The sequence below is a fragment of the Gaoshiqia hydrogeniformans genome, from assembly GCF_049347105.1.
Classification (GTDB): Bacteria; Bacteroidota; Bacteroidia; order Bacteroidales; family Prolixibacteraceae; genus Gaoshiqia; species Gaoshiqia hydrogeniformans.
The window spans coordinates 3,105,243-3,117,444 of sequence record NZ_CP186334.1; the positions used below are offsets into that span (position 1 = coordinate 3,105,243).

Below are 12,202 nucleotides of genomic sequence, written 5' to 3' on the forward strand. Positions count from 1 at the left end.
TTTTTTACTAATCAATGATGCGAACGGCGCCTTTGTCGGCTGAGCTGACCAGGCTGGCATACGCTTTTAATGCTTTGCTGACAGAGCGTCGGCGGCCTGCCGGTTTGAAGGCCTCTTTTCCGCGGGCTTCTTCTTCTGCTCTTCTTTTATTCAATTCTTCGTTTGTGACCAGCACGTTGATTTTACGCGCCGGGATGTCAATTTCAACCGGGTCGCCGTCTCTGACCAGCGCGATCGCACCGCCGGCAGCAGCTTCGGGTGAAACGTGGCCGATGGAAAGTCCGGATGTTCCCCCCGAAAAACGGCCATCGGTCAGCAGGGCGCATACCTTATCCAGTTTCATGGATTTTAAATAAGAGGTAGGATAGAGCATTTCCTGCATGCCCGGTCCTCCTTTAGGCCCCTCGTAGCGGATGATCACCACGTCGCCGGCTTGTACTGCATCGCCAAGGATGCCATTGACGGCGTTGTCCTGCGATTCAAACACGCGGGCCGTTCCTTTAAACCGGTAAACCGAAGGGTCGACGCCGGCTGTTTTTACAATACAGCCGTCTTCGGCAATGTTCCCGTAAAGAACCGCCAGCCCGCCGTCTTTGCTGTAGGCATGTTCCAGGTCGCGGATGCAGCCGTTTGCCCGGTCGGCATCAAATTCGTGATAATAACTTTCCTGTGAACCCAGTACCAGGTTGCGGACGCCGCCCGGTGCCGATTTATAGCGTTGAATATCTTCCGTGTTTACGTCCTTCCTCATGATATCGTACTTTTCAATGGCTTCTTCCAGCGTCAGGCCGTCGACACGCGAAACGCTGGTGTCGAGATGCCCGCCGCGGCTTAGTTCGGCTAAAATTCCAAGAATGCCGCCTGCCCGGTTTACATCCTGGATGTGGTAGTGCCCGTTTGGCGCTACTTTGCACAGGTTGGGGGTGATCCTGGATAACCCGTTGATATCCTTCATGGTAAAATCGACCCCCGCCTCGTGTGCAATGGCCAGGATGTGTAAGACCGTGTTGGTCGATCCGCCCATCGCAATATCCAATTTCATCGCGTTTTCGAATGCAGCTTTTGTTGCAATCTGACGAGGAAGGGCCTTTTCGTTCCCGTTTTGATAATAGTCGTAGGTGAGTTTAATGATTTGTTTGGCGGCTTGCTCAAATAAACGTTTCCGGTTCCGGTGAGTGGCTACGATGGTGCCGTTTCCCGGCAGGGCAATCCCCAATGCTTCGGCCAGGCAGTTCATGGAGTTGGCGGTAAACATGCCGGAGCAGCTTCCGCAGGTAGGGCAGGCATCGCGTTCCACTTTTGTCAGGTACGATTCGTCTACTTCGTGATCGGCGCCCATAACCATCACATCCACCAGGTCGTAGTCTTTCCCGTCGATGTTGCCGGCTTCCATCGGGCCGCCCGATACAAAAATAGCAGGGATATTCAGCCGCATGGCGGCCATCATCATGCCCGGGGTAATTTTGTCACAGTTGGATATGCACACCATGGCGTCCACTTTGTGTGCGTTGCACATGTATTCCACGCTGTCGGCAATCACATCGCGCGAGGGCAGCGAATACAACATGCCGTCGTGTCCCATCGCAATCCCGTCGTCGATGGCGATGGTGTTGAATTCGGCGGCAAAGCAGCCTTGTTTTTCAATTTCGCCTTTAATAAACTGGCCGATATCGTGCAGGTGAACATGTCCCGGAACAAACTGGGTGAATGAGTTGACGATGGCGATCATCGGTTTGCCAAATTGTTCTTCTTTCACGCCGTTGGCGCGCCATAAACTTCTGGCGCCGGCCATCCGGCGCCCTTCGGTGGTTGTAGCTGATCTTAATTTGTGTTTCATATCTTCAGTTTGTCGTGTTTGTTTTTACAAAAAAGCCCTTCTCGGGTTAGAGAAAGGCTTTTGAATGATATTTGTTTATTCAACAATCAGCAGCCTTTCCAGCGGGGTCTGTGAAGGACGACCAGAAGGACTACCAGAATATGTGTTGAAAAATGTCTCATTTGCAAATTTATTTAAATAAAAAAAGCCATTCCCTTTTTGTGAGAATGGCTACCTGATATACCAACGTGCAACATCCTCACTTCGCTTGCGAAATGACCACGACGACGAGGATAATGACGTTAAGTATGATAGCCGGATACTTCATTTTTATTTCTTTGTTTGGGCAAAAGTAGAAATTAATTTGAAAAAGCAAAATTAAATTGAAAGTAAAAACGTCTTTTTAAAATAAATTTCACGATTAACCTCTGGTTTTTCTTCCATTTGGTAATACGAATAAAAACTCCAACAGATTATATCCAACAGATTAACTTATGATTACGGGGATTTTAACGCGTAATTTCCAAAAGATTAAGTTATAATCCTGGAAAGGTTAAGTTATAATTTTAAAGCCGGCCGGATTATTCGAAAGCCTTTTTAGGTTTCCAGGAGGTTCTTCTCTGAGAATATATTCACCAGCATAAAATTCCCGCGCAACTATCTTGTAACTTGTTCATCTTCTTACTACCCGCGATTCCGGAGAGGTACATCTGTTGAACCTTTAAACGACATCCGATGAAAACACATCCTGCTAAAACCTTCCGCTTACCGCCAAATGGCGATTCAAAAAACATATGGTCAAACTTTAAAACTCAGAAACAATGAAAACAATTCACTAGTGTCCAAAAGATTTTTTTAGAAACCTTTGTAAGTTATTATAATATAGTCAATTAAAAGCAAATAATCCACGTGTCGATTTGAATTCATTTCGCATCTTGCAGCCTGGAAATAAACCCGGGCAAATATGAACAGCGGCAAATATGTATTCAGTCAACTGGTAGAGTTCCTGCCAAAGAGAGTTTTTGATATGATTGTTAAGCGACATAACGGAGACAAATGGGTGAAGACATTCACCTGCTGGAACCAATTGCTCGTCATGATGTATGGGCAATTGGCCTCGTGTGACAGCCTCAGAGAGGTCGCGTGCATAATTGACGCTATCAAAAGCAAGAGCTACCATCTCGGATTTGGCACCGGAGAGATTAAACTGAGCAATCTTTCCTATGCCAATATGAACCGGGACTACAAGATATTTGAAGAGTTTGCCTTTTTCATGATTAATCTTGCTCAAAGCAAGCGAATCAACAGACCATTCGAATTGCGTGGAAAGTTCTATGCGCTCGATTCCACCACGATAGATCTTTGCCTGAGCTTGTTCAAGTGGGCATACTTTAGAAAGAACAAGGGTGGCATCAAAGTTCACACACTCTTTGACGTAGTAACCCAAATACCGACTTACATTCATATTACGGAAGCAAAAGTTCACGACGTGAATGTGATGGATGAGATTCCCTATGAGCCGTATGCGTTCTACATTTTTGACAAGGGATATTATGACCTCGCAAGGCTGCATACATTCAACACGATCGGTTCCTGGTTTGTCATCCGACAGAAGTCTCACCTTAAGTATGAAGTTATTGATGGTGAAGAGCTTTTGGATGGAGCGGACAACGTTTTGCTTGACCAGACGATACGCCTTACCGGCTACCAGACCCAAAAGAAGTATCCCTGCGTGTTGAGAAGGATCGTTTACTATGCTCCTGACCTTAAAAGAACGTTCACCTTCCTGACCAACAATGTCAGCATCAAGGCCAAAGACATCGCCATGCTGTATAAGCAACGCTGGCAGGTGGAGCTGTTTTTTCGGTGGATAAAGCAACATCTCCGTGTCACATCCTTCTGGGGCAATACCGAGAATGCCGTGAGGATACAAATTTATGTTGCGGTTATCACATACTGTCTGGTGGCCATCGTCGAGCATGACTGCCAGTTGGGCAGGACTACATTCAATGTGCTTCGCGTGATCAGTAGAGTACTGACAGACAAAACGAACATCAGAGATCTTTTCCTGACCTCCGGGGACATTGATGATATATATGAACAAGCCGCTCAACTTGAATTTGCCTTTAAGTATTAGTTATTGAAAATTTATTGGACACTAGTGAAAACAATTATTTTAAAACTAATTGTAATTCATATACTTCTCTCGATTATGATACTTTCATGTAAGAACGACGAAGCAGACACAAAAGGGTGTCCTATGTTTGATATTGTTCCTGAATCACCCTATAATGACCCGATCTGGCATCCTTCCGGCGAAATAATAGGATTTAACCATACCCCCATTAAGGAAATACATTATACCTATGGGTACGATTGCCCCCACCAGGCAACTTATATTTACGAAGAAGATTCTGTTGGATTTTGGTTAATCAATTCCGATGGAACGAACCAGCGAAGAGTTCTCCCTTATACATTGGTAACACCGGCATGGAGCCCGGATGGAAAGTGGATTGCATTTTCACAAGGGGCACAATTGTATAAGATGCCTTTTGATGGAACTCAGTTTGATACTACAGCGATAGTGCAATTGACATTTGAAGGGAGGAATTTTTTCCCTGCTTGGAGCCCGGATGGTAATCTCATCGCCTATAATGAATCAATATGTGATAACAAAATTTCCTGTGGAATATGGATTATAAACCTTGAATCAGGAATGAATAAGTTTATTGGTCCCTATGGAAATTATCCAGACTGGCACTCATCAGGTGATTTGCTGATTTATCTAAAAGGCGACTCCATTTGGTTATACAATAATAAAACAGCAACCATACAACGGCTCATAAATATTCCTTCCCATAATTACAATAACCAGTATCTAAAATATTCACCTGACGGGACAAAAATTGCCTTTATTTCTGCTTTAAAACCAGAGGGAGGCATATTTCTGCTTGCGGTTAACCCAGATGGAACAGGGTTAAAAAAATTAACATCTTCATGGGTTACTAGTTTTTCCTGGTCCCCGGAAGGAAAAATTGCCTATCTGAATTATGATTACAGTCGTATTGATGAAACAAAAGGTACACTTTGGATCATGAATTCAGATGGAAGTAACAAATATCAACTTACGCATAATCGCTTTCAATTAATCCAATAAATTATTAACCTTTTAAATTTTTGAATTATGAACTTGAAACATTTTACTTTGGTACTATGTGTGTCTATCTGGTCGTTAACCGGATATTCACAACGCAACCCTGATCATGAAATCCTGGTTTTCTTTTCTGATGGGATAACTCAGAAAATTGATACAATCAACGGTATCCTTGTTAGAACAGTAAAATTCACTAAAGCAGGGCTTAAGCAATCGTTAAATGCTATCGGGATACCCGATTCGTTGATGGAATTTGCTTTGCCTGATTTAAAAGAGAAGATACCCTTAAAGTTTTACCGGACGGAAGGGAATTAACCCAACCCGACATGACAAAATTAATCCGGGTTAAAGTTCCGAAAGACAAAGACCGAAAAGATTTAATTAAACACTTGAACAGCCTGCCAGAAGTTTTGTTTGTTATTACGGTACCTCCTTTACCTTAAACAACCTGCCACCTGTTAATTCCATCACATGGGCGCCTGGTCCGAACCTAACTATTTCTTCGGGACAGAACGATTCAACCTGCACGTTTTCAGCTACAGGTGCCGGAAGCAGTTGGATCGACGTGACCCTCAACGCCGATTGCGGTAACGTTGCCCTCTCCCGGAAAACGGTTGGGGCCGGAGAACTTGTCAAAAATGATTTTCACTTTGTGATGCTGAATATTTCGACAGGAGAGTATGTGTCTAATTTCACGAATAACGACGGAAATCCTACCGAACTATGCCCGAATACGATTTATGAGCTTTGGACTGATTATTACGGCTCCTTTACGATTCAGGATCTGGCGTGGGATCTGACATATGGATGGGAAATACAGGCGCAATACGGTTCAAACAATCGTTTTACAACCTATTTGGCGGTAGATGTATAACGTGCATACCGGGCTCTTCTTAACTGTACAAACCGAAGAATGTGGATGGGGCAACATGCTTCCGGGATTTTACTTTATTGAAGACTATTCGTGCGGCAGTTACTACTTGCTTATATCTCCCAACCCCTCCACCGGCGAAACCACCATCTCCATTGAATCTGCATCAGCAGAAAGCCCCGACATAAATACCGGATGGGACCTGGAAGTTTATGACCAAAGCCAGCAGTTAAAAGTAAAGAAAACCAAATTAAAAGGCCCGGCATATACGCTGAATACTATGGGCTGGAAAGAAGGCATTTATATTGTCCGTGTAAATTACAACGGCGAGCTGTTGACCGGCAAACTGGCGGTGAAAGAATAACGTTTGGATTTTGCAAATTACGTTTTAAAAGGCTGCCAGGTTTGCCATTCAAAGCTTCCAGATGGCTTGTCTGAAAATATGTTCACCAGCATAAAATTATCGCGCAACTATTTTGTAACTTGTTCATCTTCTTACTACCCGAGATTCCGTGAAGGCAGATCTGTTGAACCTTTAAACGACATCCGATGAAAACACATCCTGCTAAAACCTTCCGCTTACCGCCAAATGGCGATTCAAAAAACATATGGTCAAACGTTAAAACTCAGAAACAATGAAAACAACCATTTTAAAAATCGGCGTATTTATCTTGCTCCTTAGCTTAATGGGGGCCGGGTGCGAAAAAGAAGAGGATGAGTATTCGAGTTTCATTGAAGGTTATATTGTTGGTACATTTATTTGTGACGAAGTAAATGCGAAAACAGGGGAAGCTTCCGGTGATAAAACTCGTAGAGGATATTGCATTGTGATGGAAGGCAGCGAACTCACTAACTTTTCTTACCCATTGGATTTCTATACTTTTGATTTGTCAAACGATCTATTTGATTTCCCTAACGAGATTCTTTCGCCGAATTTTGATAGTGGGAACTGTGGTCCTAATTTTTTTCCTGACAATCTTAGAAATGCGTATAAAATTAAATTCAAATATCAAATATTGAATGAATATGACGAATCTAAATTTGTATGTGGAGCTTGTACAGCAATGGAGCTTGCGTTTCCCTGGGAAGATTACAGGCAAATTAAATTAAAAGACATCACCATTAACAACTAATCCTAAAAATTATTGCTATGAAAAACTTTTATATTACCCTCATTACTATAGGACTTCTATTTTTTATGTCAGTGTCCATGACTGGCAAAAACGAGAAGTTCTATTATGCTTTTAATGAAAAGGTTTCTCTTATTCCTAAAACTGATGCATTATTAGTTAAATATGCTGAAGGTACTGAAAAAATTGAAGCAGAGAAGCTAATAAAAGGCTTATCTGTAGATTTTAAAATTAACTGGCATAACTCTTTAACTGCTGAAATTATTGCCAGATCACAAAAAGAAAAGAACGAATTGCTATTAAAACTAAAGCAGAACAACCTGGTAAACACCTGCCAACCATTTTATACTTTAGAAAATGGATTAGACATGGGAGTAACTGATGAGATTCTGATTCGATTTCTTCCAGAGGTTACTGATGCACAGAAACAAGAACTTCAGAGAAAGTTCAATACGAGAATTATAAAAACTACTAAAATTTATCAAAAACTTGAAGTGATGAAAGGTGAAGATGCCTTGGAGATAGCAAACAAATATTATGAAACAGGACTTGTGGAGTTTGCTACACCTAATTTTTTATCTTATCCGGAACTCCATCAGGTAATTCCTAACGATACTTATTTCAACATGCAAATAACTTGTCATAATACAGGACAAACATTTAATGATGGACATGCGGGCACAAACGATGCGGACATAGATGCATCTGAAGCATGGGAGTTAACCACGGGATCCAGTAATATTGTGATAGCAGTTTTAGATCAAGGCGTTACCTCTAACCATCCAGACTTACCTAATACACGGCAGGTAAGGTTAAATGGTAGTAATTTTGGTGATGGAAATGCAAATGACCCGTCTCCAACGGGAAATGCCAACCACGGCAATGCTTGCGCAGGTGTTATTGCAGCCACAATGAACAATAATCAGGGAATAGCGGGAATAGCCCCAAATTGCAGAGTAATGCCTATAAGAATATTTAACTCAGATGGAACAGGCGTTTCCCCTGATCGAATCGCAGATGCAATTGAATTTGCTGTTGACAATGGAGCTAATATATTGTCAAATAGCTGGGGATACTCATCTTCTAACCAAAACTTACACCCAGTTATAGTTACTGCTATTAATTATGCTTTAACGAATAATCGGGTAGTCCTTCTTTTCTGCCGGAAATACAGCTGACCATGCCGCCAGCAACAATGGATACGTAGCTTTCCCAGCAAATGTGAACGTTGCTGGAGTAGTCACTGTAGGCGCCTCTGATAGAAATGATGAACAGGCAAATTACAGTCCAACCAGCAGCCTAATTGATGTTGTAGCTCCATCTCATAGAGCCTACCCCTGTCAGATCACAGGTGAAGCATTTGAAATGTGGACGATTGATATTCCCGGGGATGCCGGGTATAATTCATGGCACGAGAGTGGAAATTGTCTTAACCCTCCACAAATAGGGGAGCAATTACCCAATAATGGCACTAATTTTCAATCTTATACAGGACGTTTCGGTGGTACCTCTCATTCATGCCCTGTTGTTGCAGGCGTTGCTGCCTTGTTACTTTCAGTAGACCCAAGCTTGAACTATATGGATGTTTTTAATATTTTAACTAATACTGCCGAAGATGTGGGAGGGTATACATATACAAATGGGAGGTGTAATGAAATGGGGCATGGCCGTGTGAACGCACATTGCGCAGTGCAAAATGCCATGGCGGAGCTTTCTTCTATTACCGGTCCCTCTCCCATTTGTATGGCAGGGACATATACAATAAATTTGCCCTCCGAAGTTACAATTGAATGGACACAAAGTAATAATCTAACCAGAATTTCGGCTCAAGGGGCGAATCCTTGTACATTTTCGGTTAGTGGATTAGGTGCGGGATGGGTTGGAGCAACCATAATCTGTGATTGTGGAAATATTAATTTACCACAAAAAAACATTTGGATCGGACCACCAGATTATACGATGATTAATGTAAATTTGCAAAGCAATAGATTGGTTGCTTGCGATTACACGAGCGGCACGGCCAATTACAATGGGACAGCCATGGTAGATGCCTTCGACTGGTATTTACCGAATGCTACTAATTGGAGTATAAGGGACGAGCAAAGTTTTCCTATTATAGCATATAAATACGTGGAGATTCATTACTGGGAAGACCCCGCTCCATTTCAGGAGGATATTTATATTAGGGCCCATAACAGTTGTGGATGGAGCAATTGGAAACGTACTACCTGGCCAGTAGTAAATCATTGTGGAGGGTGGCTATTAGTGTTGACTCCCAACCCCTCCGCCGGCGAAACCACCGTATCCATTGAATCTGCATCAGCAGAAAGCCCCCACATAAATACCGGATGGGACCTGGAAGTTTATGACCAAAGCCAGCAGTTAAAAGTAAAGAAAACCAGATTAAAAGGCCCGGCATATGCGCTGAATACTATGGGCTGGAAAGACGGCATTTATATTATCCGTGTAAATTACAACGGCGAGCTGTTGACCGGCAAACTGGCGGTGAAAGAGCAATAAATTTCACCTGCTTGAAACAGGAAAGACTATTAACGGGCATTTGTGAATAACTAATCGGTATTGGCGGTGTTTTCGGGCTTATTTCGTCTTATTTTTAAGCATAAATTTGCGATATGTCCCGTTTCCCTTTTTTCAAGCAACCCGATGCCATGGACTGTGGGCCAACTTGCCTGCGGATGATCGCCAAATTTTACGGGAAAAGCATTCAGCTCGATTTTTTACGGGAACAATCACACATTACACGCGAAGGGGTATCCCTGCTGGGCATCAGCGATGCAGCCGAGGCGATCGGCATGCGCAGCCTGGGGACAAAGGTCACTTTTGAACAATTGATAAAGGATGTGCCCAAACCCTGTATTGTTCACTGGGATCAAAACCATTTTGTGGTGGTATTCGGGGCGCGGAAAGATAAAATTTATGTGGCCGACCCGGCTTTTGGCCTGGTGAAATACGCTCACGAAGAGTTTAAGAAACATTGGCTGGCCACGGTGTCGGGCGGCAGCCAGAAAGGGATTTGCCTGATGCTTCAGCCAACCCCCGAGTTTTACGACCGCGACGATGAAAAAACCGATCGTTCAGGCTTTGGCTTTCTGTGGCGTTACGTGCGGCCGCACCGTCGCCTGGCCGGCCAGTTGTTGCTGGGATTTCTGGCAGCAAGCATCATCCAGCTGATTTTTCCTTTCCTGACGCAAAGCATCGTCGATGTTGGAATCAACAACCAGGATATTCATTTTATTTACCTGGTGCTGGTTGCCCAGCTGGTTTTGTTTATCAGCCAGACATCGGTCGATTTTATCCGCTCCTGGATTTTGCTGCACATTTCAACCCGGATCAATATCTCCATTATTTCCGATTTCCTGATTAAGCTGATGAAGTTGCCGATCGGCTTTTTCGATACCAAAATGATCGGAGACCTCATGCAACGCATCCAGGACCACCGCCGAATCGAACGTTTCCTGACCACCCAAACCCTCAATACCCTGTTTTCGGTGGTTAACCTGCTGGTGTTCGGTATTGTGCTGGCCATTTATAACTGGAAGATCCTGTTTGTATTTCTGTTGGGCTCGGCGCTGTATATGGTTTGGGTATTTGTATTTATGCGAAAAAGGCGCGAGTTGGATTATAAAAAATTTGCGCAGCTTTCCGAAAACCAAAGCATGCTCATCCAGTTGATCAACGGGATGCAGGAGATCAAACTAAATAATTACGAAAAACAAAAACGCTGGGAGTGGGAGCGCATTCAGGCCCGTTTGTTCCGGGTGAACGTGCAAAACCTCACAGTCGATCAATACCAGCAGGCTGGTTCGGTCTTCCTGAACGAAACCAAAAACATCATCATTACCATCATCGCCGCGATGGCGGTGCTAAACGGGGATATGACCCTGGGGATGATGCTCGCCGTGCAATACATTATCGGGCAGTTAAACGGGCCGCTCAACGACATGATCAACTTTATGCACCTGGCGCAGGATGCCAAGCTGAGTATGGAGCGTTTGTCCGAAATTCACAAACAGGACGACGAGGAGTTAAAAGATAAACCGCTGCTGAATTCGCTTCCGGCCGACCGGTCGTTGTACGTGCACGATCTGGTTTTTCAGTACGAAGGGCCTCATTCACCCAAAGTTTTAAACCAGATCAGCCTGACCATACCGGAGAGAAAAATCACCGCGGTTGTCGGGACCAGCGGAAGCGGAAAAACGACCCTGGTAAAATTGCTGCTTGGGTTTTATCATCCGGTGAGCGGTAAAGTGCGGGTAGGCGATACCGATTTGCATAACTTTTCGCAGCAATGGTGGCGTACACGGGTGGGGGCCGTGATGCAGGATGGTTTCATTTTTTCGGACACGATCGCCAATAATATCGTGGTTGGAACAGAACGGATTAACAAGGAGAAGTTGATGTTTGCCGCCAAAATGGCCAATATCATGGATTTTGTAGAAGGCTTGCCCCTGGGCTTTAATACAAAAATAGGGCAGGACGGCCATGGGTTAAGCCAGGGACAGAAACAACGAATCCTGATAGCCCGCGTAATCTATAAAGATCCGGAGTACCTGTTTTTCGACGAGGCGACCAATGCACTGGATGCAAACAACGAAAAGGTGATCATGGAAAACCTGAACCGGGTGTACGAGGGAAAGACCGTTGTGGTGGTCGCCCACCGGCTGAGCACGGTAAAAAATGCCGGGCAGATTGTGGTGCTCGACCGGGGCGAAATTGTCGAGATCGGGACACATGCAGAATTGACAGAAAAGAAAGGAGCGTATTACAATTTGGTGAAAAACCAGTTGGAACTTGGTAATTAGACGCAGATTGTCATGATCTAATATGATTTCGAATGAAGGAATTAAAAAAATCATAAAGATCATAAGTAATCATAAAAATCAGCGTCTAAAAACGATAAAAATCAGTGTCAATTGATGAAATGTAAAAAAGAATGGATGCAGGAAGAATTAGACACAGATTGTCATGATCTAACATGATTTCGAATGAAGGAATTAAAAAAAATCATAAAGATCATAAGCAATCATAAAAATCAGCGTCTAAAAACAATAAAAATCAGTGTCAATTGATGAAATGTAAAAAAGAATGGATGCAGGAAGAATCAGACGCAGATTGTCATGATCTAACATGATTTCGAATGAAGAAATTAAAACATCATAAGGAAACCATAATAAATCATATAAATCAGCGTCTAAAAACAATAAAAATCA

The 12,202-nt window shown here is 43.3% G+C and carries 10 protein-coding genes and 1 pseudogene; 10 read left to right on the forward strand and 1 reads right to left on the reverse strand.

Annotated elements, in window-relative coordinates; translation table 11 throughout:
• Window positions 1–7: 7 nt before the first annotated feature.
• The gene (gene ilvD / locus ACOIT5_RS12525) at window positions 8–1,837 is read right to left on the reverse strand and encodes a dihydroxy-acid dehydratase (RefSeq protein ID WP_423126500.1); all 1,830 of its coding nucleotides are present in this window, start codon (window positions 1,835–1,837) and stop codon (window positions 8–10) included.
• A 943-nt stretch (window positions 1,838–2,780) separates the two neighbouring features.
• On the opposite strand from ilvD, the gene ACOIT5_RS12530 reads away from it, so the two are divergent.
• The 10 genes and pseudogenes from ACOIT5_RS12530 (at window position 2,781) to ACOIT5_RS12575 (ending at window position 11,794) form a co-directional block, all read left to right on the forward strand.
• Window positions 2,781–3,953 carry an IS4 family transposase gene (locus ACOIT5_RS12530; RefSeq protein ID WP_423126501.1) on the forward strand — a complete coding sequence of 391 codons (1,173 nt, stop codon included), beginning with the start codon at window positions 2,781–2,783 and terminating at the stop codon, window positions 3,951–3,953.
• 123 nt (window positions 3,954–4,076) lie between these two features.
• Window positions 4,077–4,973, forward strand: coding sequence for a TolB family protein (locus ACOIT5_RS12535; protein WP_423126502.1), 897 nt, complete (start codon window positions 4,077–4,079; stop codon window positions 4,971–4,973).
• 27 nt (window positions 4,974–5,000) lie between these two features.
• Entirely contained in the window at window positions 5,001–5,285 is a 285-nt protein-coding gene (locus ACOIT5_RS12540; protein WP_423126503.1) for a hypothetical protein, read from the forward strand.
• Window positions 5,286–5,622: 337 nt separating this feature from the next.
• Complete coding sequence (locus ACOIT5_RS12545; protein WP_423126504.1) at window positions 5,623–5,844, forward strand: hypothetical protein; 222 nt, start codon at window positions 5,623–5,625, stop codon at window positions 5,842–5,844.
• Complete coding sequence (locus ACOIT5_RS12550) at window positions 5,837–6,205, forward strand: T9SS type A sorting domain-containing protein (RefSeq protein WP_423126505.1); 369 nt, start codon at window positions 5,837–5,839, stop codon at window positions 6,203–6,205. Before ACOIT5_RS12545 ends, ACOIT5_RS12550 begins: the two co-directional genes overlap by 8 nt.
• Before the next feature lie 271 nt (window positions 6,206–6,476).
• Window positions 6,477–6,974, forward strand: a complete 498-nt coding sequence (locus ACOIT5_RS12555) for a hypothetical protein (RefSeq protein ID WP_423126506.1) — start codon at window positions 6,477–6,479, stop codon at window positions 6,972–6,974.
• A gap of 17 nt (window positions 6,975–6,991) precedes the next feature.
• Entirely contained in the window at window positions 6,992–8,149 is a 1,158-nt protein-coding gene (locus tag ACOIT5_RS12560; RefSeq protein WP_423126507.1) for a S8 family serine peptidase, read from the forward strand.
• A gap of 37 nt (window positions 8,150–8,186) precedes the next feature.
• Window positions 8,187–8,537, forward strand: a pseudogene (locus tag ACOIT5_RS12565) (S8 family serine peptidase); the annotation flags it as partial.
• A 474-nt stretch (window positions 8,538–9,011) separates the two neighbouring features.
• The gene (locus ACOIT5_RS12570; RefSeq protein ID WP_423130614.1) at window positions 9,012–9,491 is read left to right on the forward strand and encodes a T9SS type A sorting domain-containing protein; all 480 of its coding nucleotides are present in this window, start codon (window positions 9,012–9,014) and stop codon (window positions 9,489–9,491) included.
• Window positions 9,492–9,604: 113 nt separating this feature from the next.
• Complete coding sequence (locus ACOIT5_RS12575) at window positions 9,605–11,794, forward strand: peptidase domain-containing ABC transporter (RefSeq protein ID WP_423126508.1); 2,190 nt, start codon at window positions 9,605–9,607, stop codon at window positions 11,792–11,794.
• Window positions 11,795–12,202 lie beyond the last annotated feature (408 nt).

Bases quoted from the DNA above. Each gene is read 5' to 3' on its own strand.
- ilvD (WP_423126500.1), bottom strand. From the start codon at position 1,837: ATGAAACACAAATTAAGATCAGCTACAACCACCGAAGGGCGCCGGATG.
- ACOIT5_RS12530 (WP_423126501.1), top strand. From the start codon at position 2,781: ATGAACAGCGGCAAATATGTATTCAGTCAACTGGTAGAGTTCCTGCCA.
- ACOIT5_RS12535 (WP_423126502.1), top strand. From the start codon at position 4,077: ATGTTTGATATTGTTCCTGAATCACCCTATAATGACCCGATCTGGCAT.
- ACOIT5_RS12540 (WP_423126503.1), top strand. From the start codon at position 5,001: ATGAACTTGAAACATTTTACTTTGGTACTATGTGTGTCTATCTGGTCG.
- ACOIT5_RS12550 (WP_423126505.1), top strand. From the start codon at position 5,837: ATGTATAACGTGCATACCGGGCTCTTCTTAACTGTACAAACCGAAGAA.
- ACOIT5_RS12555 (WP_423126506.1), top strand. From the start codon at position 6,477: ATGAAAACAACCATTTTAAAAATCGGCGTATTTATCTTGCTCCTTAGC.
- ACOIT5_RS12560 (WP_423126507.1), top strand. From the start codon at position 6,992: ATGAAAAACTTTTATATTACCCTCATTACTATAGGACTTCTATTTTTT.
- ACOIT5_RS12570 (WP_423130614.1), top strand. From the start codon at position 9,012: ATGGTAGATGCCTTCGACTGGTATTTACCGAATGCTACTAATTGGAGT.
- ACOIT5_RS12575 (WP_423126508.1), top strand. From the start codon at position 9,605: ATGTCCCGTTTCCCTTTTTTCAAGCAACCCGATGCCATGGACTGTGGG.